We start from the raw sequence: 21,064 nt of genomic DNA, 5'->3' as shown, positions 1-21,064 counted from the left end.
CATCTCTGCACTAATCTAGGGGAATACTAATCTGTCCATACAGGATAACTCAAAGGAGAACTATCATTTATGAAAAAATTAGGGGCTATTGAAGCAGGCGGTACTAAATTTGTATGCGGAATCGGTACAGAGGATGGAGAAATTTTAGAAAGAGTAAGTTTCCCAACCGAAACGCCTGAGATTACGATGAAAAATGTAATTTCCTTTTTTGAAGGTAAAGGGGTTGAAGCAATCGGGATAGGTTCTTTTGGACCGATTGATCCGATTAAAGGCAGCCCAACTTATGGATACATAACGACTACACCCAAGCCACACTGGGGACAATACAATATTGTAGGACATATGAAAGAACATTTTGATGTACCGATCGGTTTTGATACCGATGTGAATGGTGCGGCTTTAGGCGAACACAAATGGGGAGCAGCGCAAGGATTAGCGAGCTGTATTTATATTACGGTAGGTACAGGTATTGGTGCTGGAGCAGTAGTCGATGGTAAAATGCTACATGGACTATCTCATCCAGAAATGGGACATATTTTGGTTCGTCGTCATCCTGATGATCATTTTGAAGGATTCTGCCCTTATCATGGCGATTGTCTGGAAGGTGTAGCAGCCGGCCCTGCGATTGAACGACGCTGGCAAGTTAAAGGTTCTGAGCTAACTCCAGAACATCCTGCATGGGAAATGGAAGCTTACTATCTGGCGCAAGCATTAATGAACTATGTACTAATTCTATCCCCACAAAAAATTGTGATGGGTGGCGGCGTGATGAAGCAAGAGCAATTGTTCCCGCTAATTCGTGAAAAATTACAAAAGCTTTTAGCTGGTTATGTACAGCATCCTAGCTTAAATGAACAAATAGACCAATTTATCGTCCCTCCACAATTGGGTGATAATGCTGGATTATGCGGAGCGCTCGCATTAGCAGATCTAGCATGGTCTGGAGAAAAAGGTGCAACCAATGGCGAATAAGAAAAAAGTAAATCCAGCTATCAAAAGACAGCAACAACAAGAATACAAACAAAAAGAAGCGTTACGTCAAAAGAAGTTAATGCGTAATCTTATTATTGGAACCGTAGCTGTGATTGCAGTGATTGTTCTACTTATTATTTTCGTACCGAACAACAAAACAGCCGAAGCGACTACGTTTGATTACAATCAGCTTCCTGTCAAAGGTGAAACCACAGCTCCTGTCAAAATTGTAGAATTTGGCGATTTCAAATGTCCGATTTGTAAACAGTTCAATGAAATTATTGTGCCACAGATTCAAAAAGATTATATTTCCAATGGTACAGCCGCTATGTACTTTATGAACTTCCCGTTTTTGGGCCCTGATTCTACAACAGCAGCTTTGGCTGTAGAGTCTGTGTATCACCAAAACAATGATGCGTTCTGGAAATATTTTGACGCTATTTATACTAATCAAGGCGATGAAAATACAGAATGGGCAACTACCGATTTTCTTGTTAATTTAGCTAAAAAAGCAGATGCGTCAATTGATACGACCAAGCTTCGTCAAGATATCGAAAATAAAACGTATGCCAAACAAGTACAAGCTCAATACGATAAAGGCAAAGAATTAAATCTTCCAGGCACGCCATCGATCTATATTAACGGAGTAGAATATACAGGCGATCTAGGCGATTATACTGCACTCAAAGCAGCAATTGAGAAAGCCAAAACAGAAGCCGGAGCGGAGGGCTAATACGATGAATACAGAATCGTCTCCATCTTTTTTAGCACGATACTATTTATTTCTAGCATGGATAGTCGCTATTGTAGCTACTGGTGGAAGTCTGTATTTGAGTGATGTAATGTTGCTAGAACCTTGTAAATTATGCTGGTATCAGCGTATTTTTATGTATCCACAGGTAATTTTGCTCGGTATCGCTGCTTATCATAATGATCGACGTATTGTCAGATATTCGATGCCACTCGTTATTCTTGGTGCATGTGTAGCGATTTACCATTATGCAGAGCAACATATTCCAGCTTTGAGCAGAATTTTACCATGTACAACAGGGGTTCCTTGCAATAAGCCTTATTTTGAATGGTTTGGTTTTATTACGATTCCTTTTATGGCATTGATTGCGTTTATCTTGATCGCTTTGTTATTGTGGAGAGGTAGTCGCGCAGCAGATGCTATCGCTTATGAAGATGAAGAAACAGAATAAGTAATCATACCATTGATTGATATCATTACCATGTCTTCTTTTTAGCATTTATTGTTGAAAAGAAGACTTTTTTTATAATCCAATGATAGAAATATATGAACCTGATGTATGAACAGTAGGACTTGAAAAAAACGTCTATTTTGAATCAATTTTGACCTATTTGATGTAATGAGTACGTTTAACGGTTAACTATAGTAAGAGAATACTGTTCAATAACTAGATAAAAGTGGAGGAATGTCGAATGAGAGAAGGCAATTCAATATATGAAGTAGAGCCGTGGTCGATTCGAGAATCTTCGTTTGACCCTATCCACAATCGTAGAGGAGAAACTATTTTTACGGTTGCTAATGGATATTTGGGAATGCGTGGTCATTTTGAAGAAGGATTAGAAGGTGCAGGTATTAATGCACTGAATGGTACGTATTTGAATGGATTTTACGATTCAGCAGATATTACGTATGGAGAAGAAGCTTTTGGTTATGCTCGTAAGCGTCAGACGATGTTAAATGTAACGGATAGCAAAATCATTGAGTTATTTATTGATGGCGAACAATTTAATTTATTGAGCGGTCGTGTGATAGAATACGAGCGCATCTTAGATATGCAACATGGGATTTTATCGCGTCATGTCGTATGGGAAAGTGGCACAGGTAAACAAGTACAAGTCGATACACAGCGCCTGATTTCATTTGATAATAAGCATGTAGCCATGGTTCGCTATACGGTGAAGCCTGTTAATTTTACAGGAGAAATTAAATTGATCTCTGCCTTAAATGGTAAAGTGACTAATGAAATATCAGCAGACGATCCACGAGCAGGATCGGCTTTTGGAGGGCAAGTATTACATACGGTTCAGTCGTATGAAGAAAATACGTTTATGGCTCTAGAGCAACGTACGACCGAAACAGAATTTCATTTATTGTGTGGCGCAGAGCATACGTTAGATTATGACTATACGTTATCAACGATTCAAGAAGATGAGCGTATTGCGAAAGCATTTACTATGCAAGTAGACGAAGGACAATCTATTACATTGGATAAATCTATTGTTTATTATTCTTCAAAAGATTATGAAGTAGATCACTTGCTAATTTTGGCTCAATCTACGTTAAAAGAAGTCAAAGCAAATGGCTGGGATGCTTTAACGATAAAACAAAAAGAATATCTAGATGAATTCTGGGAAATTGCAGATGTGAATGTAGAAGGCGATGAACTGTTACAACAGGGATTACGATACAATGCGTATCAATTATTCCAATCTGTAGGTCGTGATGGCAAAACGAATATTAGTGCGAAAGGAATCACAGGCGAAGGGTATGAAGGGCATTATTTCTGGGATACAGAGACATATATGTTGCCATTCTTCCTATATACCAAGCCCGAGTTAGCCTTGCGTCTGTTAGAATACCGTTATTACACACTGCCCAAAGCAAGAGAGCGTGCAGTTGAAATGGCAGCAGAAGGTGCTCTATTCCCGTGGCGTACGATCAACGGAGAAGAAGCTTCTGCTTATTATCCAGGAGGAACGGCTCAATTTCATATCAATGCCGATGTAGCTCATGCGATTATTCAATACGTAGAAGCGACAGGCGATCAAGACTTTTTGCAGAGCAAAGGTCTGGAGATGTTGATCGAGATTTCAAGATTTTTCTTATCTGTAGGGAATTGGATTACAGGTAAAGGATTCTGTATTAATGGAGTGACTGGCCCTGATGAATATACAGCGATTGTAAATAACAATACGTATACAAATATTATGGTCAAAGATGCATTAGAATTTACTGTACATGAATTAACACAGTGGGAAGAATTAACTCCAGATTCTTATCTAGCGATGCACAGTGTTATGGGACTAACCGAAGAAGAGATTGCAGATTGGGCACGTGCTGCGGATGAAATCTATATTCATCGCCAAAATGGATTAATCGGTCAGGATGATTCTTTCCTGGATAAAGGCGTATGGGATTTTGACAATACACCGGCTGAAAATTATCCATTACTGTTGCACTACCATCCATTGGTCATTTATCGTCAGCAAGTGATCAAGCAAGCGGATCTGATTCTGGCATTTTATTTGCTAGGTGAGAAATTTACCAAGCTAGAAAAAGTCAAAAACTATGCCTATTATGAGCCATTAACAACACATGATTCTTCGTTGTCAGCAGCGATTCATGCGATTATTGCAGCAGAGCTTGGTAATATGGATCATGCGTATAACTTCTTTATCGAATCGGCACGTATGGATCTGGATGATATTCATGGTAATGTCAAAGACGGTATCCATGCTGCATCAATGGCAGGTAGCTGGTTAACGATTATTGGTGGATTTGCAGGTATGCGTCAATATGACGGTCGATTACACTTTGAACCGAAATTACCGCCAAGCTGGACAGAGTACTCGTTCCGGGTACAATTTCAAGATCGCCTTGTCAATGTAAATGTAGAAGGCAACAAAACAACATACAGTCTTGTTCGCGGAGAACCGTTAACGATAGAACATTATGGACAAGAATATGTAGTTGCAATGACACAGCCACTTGAAGCAAACAATCGTGATCTGTGTGCAATAGTATTCGGCTTGGAAGGTGTAGTTATTCCGGTTATTGATGAAGAATCAGAAACGATTGAATCCGCAGAATTGTTGCCAGGTGTAGAAGATTTACTACAACATTTTGCCGATCATAATATCGCTGTTGTTTTGGCATCTCACCGTAGTGATGCAGAAGAAGTGGTAGAAAAATTAGGAGTACGACAATATTTCAATCGTATTATTACATCGGATGATGTAGAGTTCAGTAAGCCTGATCCTGAAATATTTATCAAAGCAGCTAATGCAGTCAATATTCATCCTTATCACACGATGGTTATTGAAGATTCTACCGAATCGATCCAATCTGCCCGTCAAATCGGAATGAAAACGATCGCTGTAAGTTCACTAACCCGAATCGATAGTGCACACTTTACAGTACCCGGCTTAGATGGACTAAACCTAGAAACCATGATCCGCTGGATGCAACTTCCTTGATTAAGCGCTTAGCAGTATAAGCGCGACCTATAGCGCTTGGCACCAAAAGCGCGACCCATAAAATAAGAAAGTGATTTTTGCTTGGCAAAATATTTTACCATCAGCGCTTGGCAGTATAAGCGCGAACAAGTGAAATCAAAAAAAGCTGTCCTTGTTCATCAATTGACGATGAATAAGGGCAGCTTTAATCTTTTCAGATCCAATCTTTTTTGCGGAAAGTGAAAAACATAGTCAAACCTAACGTAATCATAATCCCGATCACCAGTGGATAACCGAAACGCCAATGCAATTCAGGCATATCTTCAAAGTTCATTCCATAAATACCTGTAATTACAGTCAACGGCATAAATATCGTTGTGATCGCTGTAAATACACGCATGATTTCATTCGCACGATTAGAGATACTGGACTGATAAGCTTCTCGTAAGTTACCCATCAGATCGCGGAACGTATCAAACATCTCAGATACTTTAACCGCATTCTCATACACGTCACTGAAATATTTTTGCAATTGATCATCGATCAAACGGAGGTCTTTTTTATTCAATGTATTGATGACTTCACGCTGAGGTCCCAATACACGTTTGAGCCATAAAATTTCGCCACGCAAACCGATAATTTCGTTCAAATGCGATTTTTTGGTATGCATCAATATATTTTCTTCCAGTAGTTCGATCTGATCTTCGATCCGGTCACCGACAGCGAAGTAATTATCAACGACAAGGTCAATTAACAAATACATAAATTTATCAGCGCGACTCACTTCTTCTTCCCATAAAATCGGTTTGAGGACACGCAATTCATTAATTTTCTGCTTGGTCACTGTAATAATATAATGCCGTCCTAGAAAAATATTCAAGGCGCGCAAAAAAATCTCTTCGTTATCAAAACGAATACTGTTGACTACAATAAAGTAATGACTTTCATAAATTTCGATCTTAGGACGCTGTTCTTCTTCACTCAAGCAATCTTCTACAGCCAGATCATGAAGCATAAAAAGTGGTTGTAGTTCAATCAAATCTTCCAAATCTGCGTCGATCCAATAAAATCCTTCTTCAGGTGCTACCAGTGTGTCGGTAATATTTTCTACTGGAGTAAATGCTCCAGCATTGACGTGCCGAACTTTCATTGTGTTCTACTCCTTTATTATGAAATGAGCAGGGAAAGAAGCGGCAACCGCACACTTGTTTACAAAGCTTCGCTATAATTTATGAAAAACGGAGAAGATTTTTCAATAATGGCGCGTTACTCCAGTGCCCTATGGTTGTCGTTTGTTTCCTGCAATTTGTCCATCCGTCCTGCTGCCAACTGGGCCTCGGGTCGCCTTCCATTTTGAAATTCACCTCTTTGTGATTTAGATATTTATGAAAACCATGAAAAAACGTCAAATACTTGTTAAGTATACCGTGGTCGTGGAAGCCTTTCAAGCTTAAATAAGAAACCTCTTTTGAAATCAACCAATATAGTTACCAACAACTTATTTATCGGTTCAATCTAATACATTTTTCACAGCACTTGACGGCAGACCGTAGAATAGTATAAATTATGGTATAAGAAAAGTATCAAAACATGTTATTTTAAATTGAATAAGCAAATCTTATCAAGAGCAGGTGGAGGGACTAGCCCGATGAAACCCGGCAACCGGCGGTATAACCGCACGGTGCTAATTCTTGCAGAGATATAAGTTGATGGATCATTCTAGACTTAATATCTGCTGACAGATGAGAGAGGCGTCTATTATATACGCGAACATATCGCAAATGACCTTTCTCAAGTATCAGGAGAAAGGTCATTTTTGTATATACTTATAATGAACCTTTCTCCTGAAATGATAAGAAATACACACATCCAAGGAGTGAACGAACATGCCAATTAAGATTCCGGATAGCTTACCTGCCAAAGAAGTATTAACTGGAGAAAATATTTTCGTAATGGATGATAGCCAAGCATTTCAACAGGATATTCGTCCATTGCGAATTGCTATATTGAACTTGATGCCTACTAAAGAAACAACCGAAACGCAGTTACTACGCTTACTGGGAAATAGCCCGCTTCAAATTGATATTTATTTGCTACATGCACAATCCCATACTTCCAAAAATACATCGACTGAATATTTGAACTTATTTTATAAAACATTTGAAGAAGTCAAACATCTACGCTTTGATGGTCTGGTTGTGACAGGCGCTCCTGTAGAAACAATGGACTTTGAAGATGTGAACTATTGGGAAGAGATTCAAGGGATTTTTGATTGGAGTAAAAAGAATGTTACTTCAACCATGCATATCTGTTGGGCTTCACAAGCAGGTCTGTACCATCATTTCGGTGTTCCCAAAGTCGATTTGCCTGAAAAGTGTTTTGGTGTATTCCCACATACATTAAATAAAGAAAATGTAAAATTGTTACGAGGATTTGATGAGTTGTACTTTGCGCCTCATTCCCGTCATACCGAAGTGCGTCATGAAGATATTGCTAAGATTCCTGAACTGGAGATTTTATCAGAATCGGAAGAAGCAGGAGTATATCTAGCCGCTACCAAAGATGGCAGTCAGATTTTTGTAACAGGGCATTCTGAATATGATCCATTGTCATTAAAATGGGAATATGAACGTGATATCGCTAAAGGAATGGATGTCGCACCGCCGAAAAATTATTTTCCTAATAATGATCCATCGCGCACACCGCCTTCTACATGGCGTGCTCATGCCAACTTATTATTTTCCAACTGGTTAAACTATTATGTATACCAAGAAACACCATATGATTTGGAAAGTGCCAAAGCTGAAGCAGGTAATTACTGTATCTAATTTGAGATCAACCCAATCGATTGTTATTTCAGAGGAGGAATTATAGTATGACGGATCATCATTCAAGCGAACGAACTCTTAACATTGAAAGCAAATTGGCACAGATCGGTTCGATTAATGAACCGGTAACAGGGGCGGTTAATTTTCCGATTTATCAATCAACTGCCTTCCGTCATCCCGCTCTTGGTAAAAGTACAGGCTTTGATTATATTCGTACAACCAATCCAACTCGGGCTGTCCTAGAACAAGCGGCAGCAGCATTAGAATCAGCAGATGCAGGATTTGCCTGTAGTTCCGGTATGGCTGCTTTACAGACCATTTTTGCGCTTTTCGGTCAGGGAGATCATCTGATCGTATCGCTTGATCTGTATGGTGGCACATACCGTCTGTTGGAGCGAATTTTATCCAAATTTGGAGTAACTGCTTCTTATGTAGATACCAATGATCTAGAAGCGTTAGAAAAAATAGTTCAACCGAATACCAAAGCTGTATTTATTGAGACGCCAACTAATCCGTTAATGATGGTTACCGATATCAAAGCTGTAGCTACCTGGGCGAAAAGCCATCAGTTGCTGACGATTGTTGATAATACGCTGTTGACTCCTTTTTTCCAGCGTCCGATCGAACTGGGAGCAGATATCGTGATTCATAGTGCTACCAAATATCTAGGTGGACATAATGATGTTTTAGCAGGATTGATTATGACCAAAGGGGAAGAATTATCCGCTGAAATGGCTTTTCTGCACAACTCTATCGGAGCCGTATTGTCTCCAACCGATTCGTATCAATTAATGCGTGGAATGAAAACATTGGCATTGCGGATGGAGCGTCATGAATATAATGCTACAGCAATGGCGAAGCATTTGGTAGATCATCCGCAGATTGCAGAAGTGTTTTATCCTGCACTACCGGATCATCCGGGATATGATGTCCAAAATCGCCAATCTAGCGGAAATACAGGTATCTTTTCGTTTAAAGTGAAAGATGCGCGTTATATTGAACCGATTTTGCGTAGTATTCAATTGATTGCTTTTGCTGAAAGTCTAGGTGGCGTTGAATCATTAATGACGTATCCAACGGTACAGACACATGCAGATATTCCAACTGAGATTCGTGAAGCGATTGGTGTCGATGATCGTCTATTGCGCTTTTCTGTAGGAATTGAACATATTGATGATCTGATCGCTGATCTTGATCAAGCGCTGGAAGTAGCACGCCTTGAAGTAGAAGGAGCGTGATCGATAATGACTTATTCTTCAGATCGTCAAGCTTCACGCAAAATAGATACCAAACTGATTCACTTTGGTGCTGAAATCGACAAAACAACAGGTGCATCCAGTGTACCGATCTATCAAGCGTCTACTTTTCATCAAGAAGATATCTCGAATCCACCACTTCATGATTATAGTCGTTCAGGCAATCCAACCCGTCAAGCGTTAGAAGATTATATTGCTTTGTTAGAAGGCGGAGCTTCAGGATATGCTTTTGCTTCAGGAATGGCGGCGATTTCTACTGCCTTTCTGATTCTATCCGCAGGTGATCATGTGATCGTGACTGAAGATGTGTACGGTGGTACATATCGTTTTCTGACTACTGTATTGAATCGAATGAATATCGAGATTAGCTTTGTAGATATGACCGATCTGGATCAAGTGAAAAATGCACTTCGTCCCAATACAAGAGCTGTCTATATGGAGACACCATCAAATCCAACGCTCAAAATTACAGATATCGGCGCAGTGACCGCTTGGGCGAAAGAACATCATCTACTTACTATGGTAGATAATACGTTTATGACTCCTTATTATCAGCGTCCAATCGAAATGGGCGTCGATATTGTGTTGCACAGTGCGACCAAGTTTCTAGGTGGACATAGTGATGTACTGGCAGGATTAGCGGTTGCACGTACCCCTGAGATTGGTGCTCAACTCAAGCATTTACAAAATGGACTGGGAACGGTACTTGGCCCTCAAGATTGCTGGTTACTTATTCGGGGAATGAAGACTCTTGCAGCTAGAATGAATCATTCTGAAAAAAGTACTGCCAAATTAGCAGACTGGCTGAGTCAACGTGATGATATTACAGCATTATATTATCCGGGATTAGCCAATCATCCAGGAGCTACCATTCATGCGGCTCAATCGTCAGGTGCAGGTTCTGTGCTTTCCTTTGATGTTGGTTCAGGACAGCGTGCCAAAAAAGTATTGGATCGAGTGCAATTGCCTTTAGTGGCTGTAAGTCTAGGAGCAGTCGAAAGTATTTTATCGTATCCGGCAACAATGTCTCATGCCGCTATGGGTGAAGGCGTACGCAAAGAACGTGGTATAACCGACGGATTGTTACGCTTTTCTGTAGGCTTGGAAGATATTGATGATCTGATTGCTGATCTGGAACAAGCTTTACAAGATTAGTCTTGAATATAGAAATTAAAAGTGTGAAAAAAAGCGGTATACCTTTTAAAATAGGGTATACCGCTTTTATGTATGATAACAAGTAGAATTAGAGGTAAATAATTGAAATATTAAAATGATAATTTACTCGCATAAAAGTGTTTATAGAAACATATATTCTTAGATGCGTTATTTTGTTATACTGAAAATAACAACAGAAGGTTTAATGGGCGGTCGGCTAGTCTCCCGATAGAAGGGAGGTGATGCTTGTGGAGGTTAAAGATACATTAACGTTAATGATCCAATTTGGTATCCTTATTGTTTCAATACTGGGTTTGGTTGTGACGATTATAGTAGCTATGAACCAAAACAAAAAGAAATAGACCGCCTGTAGCAAGGTTTCGGTCTATTTCAATAAATTAGATCCACCTGAGTTGCCGACTGCTCTTAAAGCAGACTGTTGCCAAGCAGTAAAGATGTTGACGCATCTTTACTGCTTTTTTATAGCATACATCTAAAAAGCGACAAGTATCTAATTCACAATATAATGTTGTATATACTTATACTATATCATATTCTAAAATGAAAATAAATTATTTTCAAATGATAAAATCGCTAAATTCCCTTATTTGATCGGCATTTATTTGATACGATATGTATAATTATTATTGCAAAATATCACCTTCCTGTCACAGTCAACGACTATTTTTCATTTGTGAAATATGGTACGATGAATGTGTTGTCATTATTTCAATTTTTAGATATGCATTTTGTGCCTAAATGGGTTATATATAGGACAATGCTCAAATTCACCTTCAGACACCAGTAAGATGTCTGAATAGGATAAGGGAGGCTGCAATATGAGCGCGGTAAACCGTATCTTGGAAAAAGCCGAACGGGGCGAACGCTTAGATTTAGAAGAAACTATTATGCTATATGAGTCCGATGAGATCGAGAAAATGGGACATGTAGCCAATCAATTAATGTTACGCAAAAATCCAGATCCAATTACAACGTTTGTGATTGGGCGTAATGTTAACTATACGAATGTCTGCGACGTATTTTGTCGTTTTTGTGCTTTCTATCGTAGTCCGAATTCAAAAGAAGGTTATGTGCTATCGGATGAGGTCATTTTGCAAAAAATTCAGGAAACCGAAGATGTAAACGGAACTGAAATTTTGATGCAAGGTGGAGTAAATCCCAATCTTCCTTTTGAATACTATACCGATCTTTTGAAAAAGATTAAAAAGAATTTCCCTAATATTACGATGCATTCTTTCTCGCCTGCTGAGATCATGAAAATGAAAGAAATCTCTGGTATGTCTTTGGAAGATACGGTACGTGCGATTCATGAAGCTGGACTTGATTCATTGCCAGGTGGTGGTGGAGAGATTCTAGATGATCGTACTCGTCGTAAAATCAGTCGTTTGAAAGGTTCTTGGCGTGATTGGATGGACGTTATGCAGACAGCTCACAAAGTAGGCATGAACACCACAGCGACAATGGTTATCGGATTCGGTGAATCGATGGAAGAACGTGCTCTTCATTTATTGCGTGTACGTGAAGCACAAGATGAATGTATCCGTAATGGCTATGATTCTGAAGGTTTCCTTGCTTTTATTTCGTGGACATTCCAACCGGATAACACCAATATGAAAGCTGAAAAACAAACACCAGAACAATATCTAAAAAATGTAGCCATCAGCCGAATCGTACTTGATAATATCAAGCATTTCCAATCCTCATGGGTAACCATGGGACCAGAAGTAGGTAAAATGTCTCTTCATTACGGTTGCGATGACTTTGGTAGTACGATGATGGAAGAAAACGTAGTATCTGCGGCAGGTACAACGCACAAAGTAAATATTGAGCAAACGTTGCAAATTATTCGTGAAGCAGGCAAGATTCCTGCTCAACGGGATACCAAATATAATATTCTCAAAGTATTTAACGATGAGACGCAAAAAGTTGCTCATGACTTTATTATGCAGAACTAATCTGTATGTAATCATAAAAAAGCTCAACGATCAGTTTATAATGATCGTTGAGCTTTTTTTTGTTGATAATTATGTTCAAAATGAAAGTAGAATATTGTTATTAAAGTGACAGGCTTAGCGGATACCTGTTGCTAATTCATCTACGACTTCTTGTACAGTTTGGATTTTGGTAATAGGTGTAATGCCCGTTCCGACAGTGATAATACCACCTTCGCCATTGCCTTCAAGCATACCGATACGTATAGCACCAGCACCACCAGCAGCTTGAGCAATTTCTTCACGAGATGCTCCTTGTTGATCCATGTCTACTAATTTCTCAACAAGTGGTGTAGGTAGTGAACGATAATAAGCAGGCAAAGTGCGGTATAACAACAAATCAGAAGCAGAAGCATCTACAATTTTTTGCTTAACCGATTCTGCTGCTGGATTTTCAACCGTAGGAATAAACCGACTTCCCAAAAAGACACCTTCTGCCCCTAAAGCAAAAGCACTTGCAACCCCGCGAGCATCACCAATTCCACCAGCAGAGACGACTGGAATATCAAGTACATCGACAATCATAGGCGTGATCGTAAATGTACCAATAATACTTGTTGGTAAAGTACCGCCTTCATCGAATCCTGTTACGACATAGATATCTACACCCATAGCTTGAGCAGCTCTAGCATCTTCTAAAGTTGGATTCAAAGGACGATAAATAATTTTAATATTCGCTTCTTTTAAAGGATTTACAATCTTTTCTGTGAGTGTTCCTTCAGCCCCATTAAGAAGAACCGTTTTGACATCTTCTTCAATAATAATTTCCAAAATAGGCCAGGTGTATTTCAAATCGCCATCGACAATAACAGTTGTTCCAAATGGCTTATCTGTGAGTGCTTTAGTTTTGCGAATCTCGCGGCGCATTCGTTCTGCGGTTTCTTCTGGCGAAACAGTAACAGTCGTTTGACCAGCATTAGGGCCAAGAATCCCCAAACCTCCTGCGTTACTGACAGCCGCTACAAATTCAGCATTTGTAATCCAGCTCATAGGGCCTTGTATAATAGGCTTTTCAATTCCAAGAATATCGGCTACCCGATTACTCATTATATTCATCCTTCCATCTTATCAAATAGTACATAACGTATAGCTATGCATTACTATGAAGTGTAATTAGTCCACTCTAGTCGATAGAGTAGTTCCAAAACCATCATACGTTTGAACATTTTATTTGCAAAGAAGGCAATTTTAATGAACATAGTACATCATTTTGTACTTTTAGATAGGAAGGAGAATATTCTTACATATTTTCAAAATCGTAAGCACGTTCTACTTTGCATATTTTCACCGAATACGATTGATACCATGTTTGTTTTCCTTTATCTTGAGCAATCTGATGAGCGGGATTACTTTTCCAGTGACGAATATCTTCAAGTGTTTTCCAATAAGAGATCGTCACACCTGCTCCTGAAGATTCACGATAACTTTCGATTCCTAGAAATCCGGCTTGATCTCGTCCCATCGATTCCATCTGATCTGCCATTTGCCCATATCCTTGATCACCTGTCGCTCGTTGGCTGGTGAAAATTACTGCATAATAAGGTACTTCAAAACGATTGGATAATAGATTCATATTCGTCATCCTTTCACTTCACTTTGAGTTAAGTATATCTAGCCTATTCGCATAAATAAAATGAATGTTTATAATAATAAGTATGAATTATTTTCAAGTATAAAAGAGGTGGATAGTATACATCTTCATAAATATCAGATTTTTAGTACAGTCGTGAAGTTGGGAAGTCTGACCAAAACAGCTCAATCTCTCAATCTTACTCAATCTGCGGTAAGTCACGCGATATCTGGGTTGGAAAATGAATTAGGATTGAAATTGTTAATTCGTAATCGATCAGGGATTCGACTGACGGATAGTGGAGAACGAATATTGAAAAAGATAAACGAACTGTTGCAGATCAATGATCAACTGCTGATCGAAGTCGATGCTATTAAAGGATTAGAGACAGGTACAGTCACTTTAGGCACATTTTCAAGTGTATCGATTCAGTGGTTGCCACAGATTATGCAACAATTTCAAGAACAGTATCCTCATATTGATATTCAATTATTAGATGGTAATTATGATGAGATAGAGAATTGGATTGTGGAAGGTCATGCAGATTTGGGATTTGTGAACTTACCGGTATTTTCAACACTACAATCTATTTCTTTGTATCAAGATCAAATGTTATGTGTATTACCTGCACATCATCCTTTGCACCAATACGATTATATTGAGCTTGAGCAGATTGTAGATGAACCGTTTGTGATGCCAGTAGCAGGTTGTGATACCGATGTACAAATGATTTGGGATCAAGCACATATGACTCCGACAATCAAATATCGGTTAGAAGATGATCATGCCATTATAGCGATGGTGAAACATGGTCTGGGCATTAGTATGTTACCTGAAATGATTTTGCACTCCATGTATACAGAAGATTTGTGTTTGCGACCACTGGCTGGAGCACATCATCGAACGATTGGGATCGCTGCAACTTCGTTCAAAACGATGTCACCTGCGGCACAGAAATTTATTGACTGTATTCAATCTTTTGTAGATCAGTACCCGATAGCTGATGTGGCTATATCCAATCAATTACCGTAATAAAAGCTGTTAGGTGGATAATAGGGTTATATCGAAGTTAGTGATATAATATATAAGTGCATTTACGTTAGCACATCTTTTTTCACTGGCATAAAAGCTAGAATAACCTATTTGTTGAAGGAGCTTTAGATGTTATGAAATTAATGTTTATTTCTGATATACATGGATCATTACACTGGTTAAGACGGGTGTTGGAAAAAGCTGAGATTGAGCAACCAGATCAATTGATCTTTTTAGGAGATTATATGTATCATGGCCCACGTAATCCATTACCGGAAGAATATAATCCGTCTGAAGTCGCGAATACATTGAATTTATATAAAAACAAAATTATCGCTGTACGAGGAAATTGTGATTCTGAAGTGGATCAAATGTTACTTGAATTTCCGATGATGGCAGACTATATCATGTTGTATCATGAAGGGATGCGCATCTATGTTACGCATGGTCATGGATACAGTATTGATAATCTACCGCTGTTGCAACCAGGAGATGTATTTATTCAAGGGCATACTCATGTACCTGTAGCTGATCTACAAGATCATATCTATGTGCTTAATCCAGGTTCTGTCGCTTTACCGAAAGAAGATTATCCTAATTCATACGGTATTTTGGAACATGGTACATTTACAGTGAAAGACTTTGATGAGAATATGATCAAATCGATCTCATTCTCTTGACGCTTGACCGATACACTTTTATAATGATGAAGCAATGTATCATCTAAATGGACAAAGCATCGATAAAGATATGAGTTATAGTGATAGTCCTGTACAGAGAGAAGGAAAGTAAGACGCTGCAATTCCTTCCTGTGACAGCTATAATCTTACCCCTTTAGAGCTATAAAATTGAATCCGAATCTGTATGTCGTTTCGGTATTATATTTTATCGGATCATCCCCGTTATCAGATGTCGAATGAAGGATCTGCCAAAAAGAAGCTTATTCTACGAACAGATCGAATCAGGGTGGAACCACGGGTACATACACAGCACTCGTCCCTTGCGGGATGGGTGCTTTTTGCTGTTTTTAATTGTAAACATTACGAATAAAACAGTTGATAACAGTGCATGCAGATACACCAATAGATGTATATTACTAAGGAGGAAATAATATGGCGATTCAGATTAGCTTACCGGACGGTTCTGTCCGCGAGTATGAAGCAGGCAGTACAATTGGAGATGTAGCCAATTCAATCAGTAAAAGTTTGTTCAAAAGTGCAGTAGCAGGGAAATTGGATGGTATCGTAGTTGATTTAAATACACCACTCCATGACAAAGCGTTAGTCGAAATTGTTACTCCTGATAGCGCGGAAGGCGTAGAAGTGATTCGTCATAGTACAGCGCATTTACTTGCACAAGCTGTAAAACGTTTATTTGGTCAAAATGAAGTAAAATTGGGAATCGGCCCTGTGATTGAAGATGGTTTCTATTATGATATGGATTTGGAACATCCTTTGAATCCAGAAGATTTGCAAAAGATTGAAAAAGAAATGGAACGTATCGTTTCTGAAAATCTACCGATTACACGTCGTGAAGTGAGTCGTGAAGAAGCACTTAACATTTTCCGTGAACTGGAAGATCCGTACAAGATCGAATTGATCGAAGCTTTGCCAGAAGATAGTGTAATCACAATTTATGATCAAGGCGAGTTTTTTGATCTATGTCGTGGACCGCATGTACCATCCACTTCTAAATTAAAAGTATTTAAATTGCTAAGTGTAGCAGGTGCTTACTGGCGCGGAGATAGCAAAAACAAAATGTTGCAACGTATCTACGGAACAGCTTTTAACAAAAAGCCAGAACTAGAGCAACATCTTCATTTCTTAGAAGAAGCTAAAAAACGCGATCACCGTAAGCTAGGTAAAGAACTACAAGTGTTTACATTTTCTCCACTTGTCGGTCAAGGTCTACCGATCTGGTTGCCAAATGGTGCCAAATTGCGTCGTACACTGGAACGCTATATCGTAGATTTGGAAGAAAAATTGGGTTATAGCCATGTATATACACCAGTATTAGGTAACGTAGATTTGTACAAAACATCTGGTCACTGGGAACATTACCAGGATGATATGTTCCCGAAAATGGTATTGGATAATGAAGAATTAGTGCTTCGTCCGATGAACTGTCCGCATCATATGATGGTGTATAAAAGTGATCTACGTAGTTATCGTGATCTTCCGATTCGTATTGCAGAATTGGGTATGCAACACCGCTACGAAATGTCAGGTGCATTAACAGGTCTACATCGTGTACGTGCGATGACGCTAAATGATGCTCACTTATTCGTACGTCCAGATCAGATCAAGCAAGAATTTGCACGTGTTATCGAATTGATTATGGAAGTATACAAAGATTTCGGTATTACCGATTACCGTTTCCGTCTGTCTTATCGTGATCCTGCAGATACAGAGAAATATTTCCCTAACGATGAAATGTGGGAAAATTCGCAACGCATGTTACGTGAAGTTGTTGAAGGTCTGGATATGCCTTTCTATGAAGCAGAAGGCGAAGCAGCATTCTACGGTCCGAAGCTAGACGTACAGATTCGTACAGCATTAGGTAAAGAAGAAACATTGTCTACTGTACAATTGGACTTCTTATTGCCAGAGCGCTTTGAATTAGAATATATCGGCGAAGATGGACAAAAACATCGTCCGGTCGTTATTCACCGCGGTATTTTGGGTACAATGGAGCGCTTCACAGCATTCTTATTAGAAAACTTTGTTGGTGCATTGCCATTATGGTTGGCTCCTGTACAAGCTAAAGTCATTCCAGTATCCGGCGCATTTGAAGAATATGCACGCAAAGTAGAAGACGATCTTCGTCGTAGCGGAGTAACTGTAGAATCCGATTTACGTAACGAGAAATTAGGTTACAAAATTCGTGAAGCACAATTGGAAAAAATTCCGTATATGTTCGTTGTTGGTGAAAACGAAATGAACGCTGATTCGGTGTCTGTTCGTAAACGTGGCGAAGGCGATATCGGTATGATGTCTGTCGAAGAAACGATCAAAATGTTACGTGACCAAATTGCAGATCGTACTATTTTTTAAATAACGTATAGTTGGCTATTTCGTTATCATTTATAAGCTGTTACACTAGCCCTAATTCAGGTATGATTTACTGATTAGGGCTTTTCTCCGTCTATAGGCGGATACGAAGTTCATTCTGATGCCACTATTGTTCTGTTCTAATTATGAGTACACTACATATATAGAAGTACAGAAAGCGAGGAACGAGAATGAATAGACATTTATTCCGCAAAACATTCTGGGGTATAGGCTTAATCGGAATTGGCGTCGTATTTATGTTAAATAGAATGAATTTGATTGATTGGGGCATCGGCGATGTGATTTCATTGTTATGGCCGCTGATTTTATTAGAAATAGGATTAAACGAATTACTTTTTAAATGTAAACGTGATATCGGTGGTTGGATTATGACCGTTCTAGGTGTTTACTTTTTAGGTAGAAATATAGGGATGATTGATTATTCGTTAATCGATGCAGTCAAAATGATGATGCCATTGCTACTGGTATTAGGTGGATTGCATTTGATCTTCAATCGACGTCAACCGAAAAAGTCTTCTAAACAACAACCACCATTGAATGAAGATTATTCTGCTCCGCCACCACCACCGCCTGCATCTCCATTAGATGATTGGTTTGAACAAGAAATGGAGCGTAAAGGCAAACCGGTGCATTCAACAGATTATACTAAAGAATTTGTAGAGCGTTCTTCATCATCTTCACAATCCCCACGTTCTACGTATGGTACAGATCAGCAATCGTTTCGCACCAAAATCAATTTAAATAAAGAAGATATTCGTTCTTATTATAAAAATCAAAATAAAGATGCACATCGTGAACAATGGAAACAGCATCGTCATGACTGGAAAAAGCATCATCGCAAAAAATGCGGTTATGATTATGATTACGATTATGATCCTTCAGTAGAAACCAAATCTGGTTTTATCGGTGATGTGCATATCGGTAAAGATTATTTTGAACTCAAACCGATGAATATTTCTCATTTTATTGGTGATACCATGTTAGACTTAACCAAAGCACAGATTGCTTATGGTGTAACCCGTATCGAAATTTCTGCTTTTATCGGTGATGTGAAAGTCTATATTCCAAGTGGAATTGAAGTAGGCATCAAAGCGCAAGGCAATTCATTTATCGGCGATATGAATATTCTTGGACGTGAGCGCGAAGGTATGATGAGTCATATGGATGGTGAAACGATCGGATATGAAGAAGCAGGCAAGCAAATAGAACTTGTAGTCAATGCTTTTATCGGTGATATTCAGATTAGTCGGGTGGGTTAATGGATGCGAACAAAATGGTTTAAAAATATCAAATGGGAATTAATCGGCTTTTTCACAACAGGTGGATTATTGACCGTTATTATTATTTTTCTAGCGATCAGACAAGGGTACATTATACTCAGTGTACCCTATGTTTGGTACTATTATATTGCAGGTATTATTCTGATCTGTATGGCAGCAGGCTATATAGCAGGTCAACGTGTTCAGCGCCGGATTGATTATGTTCATTTAAAAATGGCTCAGGTAGGCAAAGGGAATTTTAGTATACGGATGGAGCCTACAGAAGATGAATCATTTAACCGGGTGCATGAACAGTTCAATACGATGATGAGTACAGTTGAACGAAAAATGCGAATTTTACAGCAATTGGGTGAAAAAGAAGTCATGGAGCGTGCGATTGAGACCGAACGAGCGGTATTGGAAGAAAGACGACGGATGGCTCGTGATCTACATGATTCAGTCAGTCAGCAATTATTTGCTATTCATATGTCTGCTTCATCGTTACCGAAAATGTTAGAAAAAAATGAACAACAAGCCAAGATCGTCATGGATCAAGTGATTCAAATGTCGCAATTAGCGCAAAAACAAATGCGAGCATTGATTACACAACTTCGACCTTTAGAACTGGAAGGGCGTTCTTTAGCAGAAGCATTAGAATTCTGGTTTCCAGATTATTGTCGTCACAATGGGCTTAAAGGAATGCAAGATATTGAGTTAACAGGGCGACTGACGGAAGCAAAAGAACGTCAGCTTTTTCTTATTGTACAAGAAGCGCTTGCTAATATTATCAAACACGCAGATGCCACGATTGTAAGTCTGTCTTTACAAGAAGATCGCCATCATGTAGCTCTGCATATTAGCGATGATGGTAAAGGATTCAATAGCTCGATGCATAAGCAAGGGTCGTATGGATTAACGATTATGTCAGAACGAGCTGAAAAGTTAGGCGGACAAGCAGAAGTGATTAGTCGACCTGGTGCTGGAACAACAATACGTATCCATATTCCCAAATTCGATATTCATGAAGAAGAGGAGAATCATGATGGAGAAAATAAAAATTCTGTTAGCGGATGATCATGATATGGTGCGAATGGGTCTCAAAACATATCTAATGCTAGAAGAGCAATTTCATATTATTGCCGAAGCGGCTAACGGTAGAGAAGTGCTTGATTGGTTAGAACAAAGTAATGAACACGAAATGCCTGATTTAATTTTGATGGATATGATGATGCCTGTCATGAACGGCGTTGAAGCTACCCGTCTGGTATTAGAGAATTATCCACAGATGAAAATTGTGATCTTAACTAGCTTTTTGGAAGACGAGCTGGTGGTAGAAGCGATTGAAGCAGGGGCGGTCAGTTATATTTTAAAAACAGTATCTGCTGAAGAGTTAATCTATGCCCTGCAAGGAGCAAGCCGGGGGATGCCTGTGATGACCGGTGATATTTCTCAAGCGCTTACTAGAGGGATTCGTCAACGCAGTACTGTACAAAATGAAGCTTCTCAATTGACCGTTCGTGAACGTGAAGTGTTGATGTTGATTGCAGAAGGCATGAGTAACAAAGAAATTGCTGAAGAATTACATATAAGTATCAAAACAGTCAAAACACATGTCAGTAATTTGTTGATGAAATGCGAATTAGAGGATCGGACGCAACTGGCTATTTATGCTCATCGCAAAGGTTGGGTCAGTCAACATTAGT

General features: G+C 39.0%; 18 protein-coding genes and 1 riboswitch. Of the genes, 15 read left to right on the top strand and 3 right to left on the bottom strand.

Annotation, left to right across the window (positions count from 1 at the left end; genetic code table 11):
* Window positions 1-69: 69 nt before the first annotated feature.
* The 4 genes from QCD85_RS02510 (at window position 70) to QCD85_RS02495 (ending at window position 5,199) form a co-directional block, all read left to right on the top strand.
* Window positions 70-972: an ROK family protein gene (locus QCD85_RS02510; protein ID WP_274170541.1), complete on the top strand. Its 903-nt coding sequence runs from the start codon at window positions 70-72 to the stop codon at window positions 970-972.
* Window positions 962-1,705: a DsbA family protein gene (locus QCD85_RS02505; protein ID WP_274170540.1), complete on the top strand. Its 744-nt coding sequence runs from the start codon at window positions 962-964 to the stop codon at window positions 1,703-1,705. Before QCD85_RS02510 ends, QCD85_RS02505 begins: the two co-directional genes overlap by 11 nt.
* Window positions 1,706-1,709: 4 nt before the next feature.
* Window positions 1,710-2,174 (top strand): disulfide oxidoreductase, encoded by a 465-nt coding sequence (locus QCD85_RS02500; RefSeq protein WP_204825066.1) that lies wholly within the window; start codon window positions 1,710-1,712, stop codon window positions 2,172-2,174.
* 241 nt (window positions 2,175-2,415) lie between these two features.
* Window positions 2,416-5,199 carry an HAD-IA family hydrolase gene (locus QCD85_RS02495; protein WP_301261543.1) on the top strand — a complete coding sequence of 928 codons (2,784 nt, stop codon included), beginning with the start codon at window positions 2,416-2,418 and terminating at the stop codon, window positions 5,197-5,199.
* 193 nt (window positions 5,200-5,392) lie between these two features.
* Here the strand turns inward: QCD85_RS02495 and corA are convergent, their stop codons facing one another.
* Window positions 5,393-6,328 (bottom strand): magnesium/cobalt transporter CorA, encoded by a 936-nt coding sequence (gene corA, locus QCD85_RS02490; protein ID WP_204825064.1) that lies wholly within the window; start codon window positions 6,326-6,328, stop codon window positions 5,393-5,395.
* A 465-nt stretch (window positions 6,329-6,793) separates the two neighbouring features.
* Window positions 6,794-6,927: riboswitch (SAM riboswitch) on the top strand.
* Window positions 6,928-7,064: 137 nt separating this feature from the next.
* Here corA and metA point away from each other — a divergent pair.
* The 5 genes from metA to mqnC all read left to right on the top strand — a co-directional run bounded on the left by metA (window position 7,065) and on the right by mqnC (window position 12,393).
* Complete coding sequence (gene metA, locus QCD85_RS02485; RefSeq protein ID WP_273615447.1) at window positions 7,065-8,006, top strand: homoserine O-acetyltransferase MetA; 942 nt, start codon at window positions 7,065-7,067, stop codon at window positions 8,004-8,006.
* 47 nt (window positions 8,007-8,053) lie between these two features.
* A complete protein-coding gene (locus QCD85_RS02480) occupies window positions 8,054-9,244 on the top strand; it encodes an aminotransferase class I/II-fold pyridoxal phosphate-dependent enzyme (protein WP_274170538.1) in 1,191 nt (396 codons plus the stop codon).
* 6 nt (window positions 9,245-9,250) lie between these two features.
* On the top strand, window positions 9,251-10,417 hold the full coding sequence (locus QCD85_RS02475) for a trans-sulfuration enzyme family protein (RefSeq protein WP_301261542.1): 1,167 nt from the start codon (window positions 9,251-9,253) through the stop codon (window positions 10,415-10,417).
* Window positions 10,418-10,665: 248 nt separating this feature from the next.
* A complete protein-coding gene (locus tag QCD85_RS02470; protein WP_241669310.1) occupies window positions 10,666-10,779 on the top strand; it encodes a putative holin-like toxin in 114 nt (37 codons plus the stop codon).
* A gap of 477 nt (window positions 10,780-11,256) precedes the next feature.
* Window positions 11,257-12,393 (top strand): cyclic dehypoxanthinyl futalosine synthase, encoded by a 1,137-nt coding sequence (gene mqnC / locus QCD85_RS02465; protein ID WP_204825060.1) that lies wholly within the window; start codon window positions 11,257-11,259, stop codon window positions 12,391-12,393.
* A 114-nt stretch (window positions 12,394-12,507) separates the two neighbouring features.
* Here mqnC and QCD85_RS02460 read toward each other — a convergent pair whose 3' ends face one another.
* Both QCD85_RS02460 and QCD85_RS02455 read right to left on the bottom strand, forming a co-directional pair.
* Window positions 12,508-13,476, bottom strand: coding sequence for an NAD(P)H-dependent flavin oxidoreductase (locus QCD85_RS02460; protein WP_301261541.1), 969 nt, complete (start codon window positions 13,474-13,476; stop codon window positions 12,508-12,510).
* 193 nt (window positions 13,477-13,669) lie between these two features.
* The gene (locus tag QCD85_RS02455; protein ID WP_301261540.1) at window positions 13,670-14,002 is read right to left on the bottom strand and encodes an antibiotic biosynthesis monooxygenase family protein; all 333 of its coding nucleotides are present in this window, start codon (window positions 14,000-14,002) and stop codon (window positions 13,670-13,672) included.
* Window positions 14,003-14,110: 108 nt separating this feature from the next.
* Here QCD85_RS02455 and QCD85_RS02450 point away from each other — a divergent pair, with 108 nt between their 5' ends.
* The 6 genes from QCD85_RS02450 (at window position 14,111) to QCD85_RS02425 (ending at window position 21,063) form a co-directional block, all read left to right on the top strand.
* Window positions 14,111-15,031, top strand: coding sequence for a LysR family transcriptional regulator (locus QCD85_RS02450; protein WP_367317617.1), 921 nt, complete (start codon window positions 14,111-14,113; stop codon window positions 15,029-15,031).
* Between the two features lie 134 nt (window positions 15,032-15,165).
* Window positions 15,166-15,711, top strand: a complete 546-nt coding sequence (gene yfcE / locus QCD85_RS02445) for a phosphodiesterase (RefSeq protein ID WP_301261539.1) — start codon at window positions 15,166-15,168, stop codon at window positions 15,709-15,711.
* A 432-nt stretch (window positions 15,712-16,143) separates the two neighbouring features.
* Window positions 16,144-18,084, top strand: coding sequence for a threonine--tRNA ligase (gene thrS, locus QCD85_RS02440; protein ID WP_273615453.1), 1,941 nt, complete (start codon window positions 16,144-16,146; stop codon window positions 18,082-18,084).
* 188 nt (window positions 18,085-18,272) lie between these two features.
* The gene (liaF, locus tag QCD85_RS02435) at window positions 18,273-19,361 is read left to right on the top strand and encodes a cell wall-active antibiotics response protein LiaF (RefSeq protein WP_301261538.1); all 1,089 of its coding nucleotides are present in this window, start codon (window positions 18,273-18,275) and stop codon (window positions 19,359-19,361) included.
* Between the two features lie 3 nt (window positions 19,362-19,364).
* The gene (locus QCD85_RS02430) at window positions 19,365-20,435 is read left to right on the top strand and encodes a sensor histidine kinase (RefSeq protein WP_273615455.1); all 1,071 of its coding nucleotides are present in this window, start codon (window positions 19,365-19,367) and stop codon (window positions 20,433-20,435) included.
* Complete coding sequence (locus tag QCD85_RS02425; RefSeq protein ID WP_274170535.1) at window positions 20,404-21,063, top strand: response regulator; 660 nt, start codon at window positions 20,404-20,406, stop codon at window positions 21,061-21,063. Before QCD85_RS02430 ends, QCD85_RS02425 begins: the two co-directional genes overlap by 32 nt.
* Window position 21,064: the final 1 nt, after the last annotated feature.

This window comes from Paenibacillus sp. PsM32 (assembly GCF_030433815.1).
Classification (GTDB): domain Bacteria; phylum Bacillota; class Bacilli; order Paenibacillales; family Paenibacillaceae; genus Saccharibacillus; species Saccharibacillus kyungheensis.
This window is presented reverse-complemented; position numbering and strand designations above follow the sequence as displayed.

Bases quoted from the DNA above. Each gene is read 5' to 3' on its own strand.
- mqnC (WP_204825060.1), top strand. From the start codon at position 11,257: ATGAGCGCGGTAAACCGTATCTTGGAAAAAGCCGAACGGGGCGAACGC.
- QCD85_RS02510 (WP_274170541.1), top strand. From the start codon at position 70: ATGAAAAAATTAGGGGCTATTGAAGCAGGCGGTACTAAATTTGTATGC.
- QCD85_RS02430 (WP_273615455.1), top strand. From the start codon at position 19,365: ATGCGAACAAAATGGTTTAAAAATATCAAATGGGAATTAATCGGCTTT.
- QCD85_RS02460 (WP_301261541.1), bottom strand. From the start codon at position 13,476: ATGAGTAATCGGGTAGCCGATATTCTTGGAATTGAAAAGCCTATTATA.
- yfcE (WP_301261539.1), top strand. From the start codon at position 15,166: ATGAAATTAATGTTTATTTCTGATATACATGGATCATTACACTGGTTA.
- QCD85_RS02425 (WP_274170535.1), top strand. From the start codon at position 20,404: ATGGAGAAAATAAAAATTCTGTTAGCGGATGATCATGATATGGTGCGA.
- liaF (WP_301261538.1), top strand. From the start codon at position 18,273: ATGAATAGACATTTATTCCGCAAAACATTCTGGGGTATAGGCTTAATC.
- QCD85_RS02455 (WP_301261540.1), bottom strand. From the start codon at position 14,002: ATGAATCTATTATCCAATCGTTTTGAAGTACCTTATTATGCAGTAATT.
- thrS (WP_273615453.1), top strand. From the start codon at position 16,144: ATGGCGATTCAGATTAGCTTACCGGACGGTTCTGTCCGCGAGTATGAA.
- corA (WP_204825064.1), bottom strand. From the start codon at position 6,328: ATGAAAGTTCGGCACGTCAATGCTGGAGCATTTACTCCAGTAGAAAAT.
- QCD85_RS02500 (WP_204825066.1), top strand. From the start codon at position 1,710: ATGAATACAGAATCGTCTCCATCTTTTTTAGCACGATACTATTTATTT.
- metA (WP_273615447.1), top strand. From the start codon at position 7,065: ATGCCAATTAAGATTCCGGATAGCTTACCTGCCAAAGAAGTATTAACT.
- QCD85_RS02495 (WP_301261543.1), top strand. From the start codon at position 2,416: ATGAGAGAAGGCAATTCAATATATGAAGTAGAGCCGTGGTCGATTCGA.
- QCD85_RS02475 (WP_301261542.1), top strand. From the start codon at position 9,251: ATGACTTATTCTTCAGATCGTCAAGCTTCACGCAAAATAGATACCAAA.
- QCD85_RS02480 (WP_274170538.1), top strand. From the start codon at position 8,054: ATGACGGATCATCATTCAAGCGAACGAACTCTTAACATTGAAAGCAAA.
- QCD85_RS02505 (WP_274170540.1), top strand. From the start codon at position 962: ATGGCGAATAAGAAAAAAGTAAATCCAGCTATCAAAAGACAGCAACAA.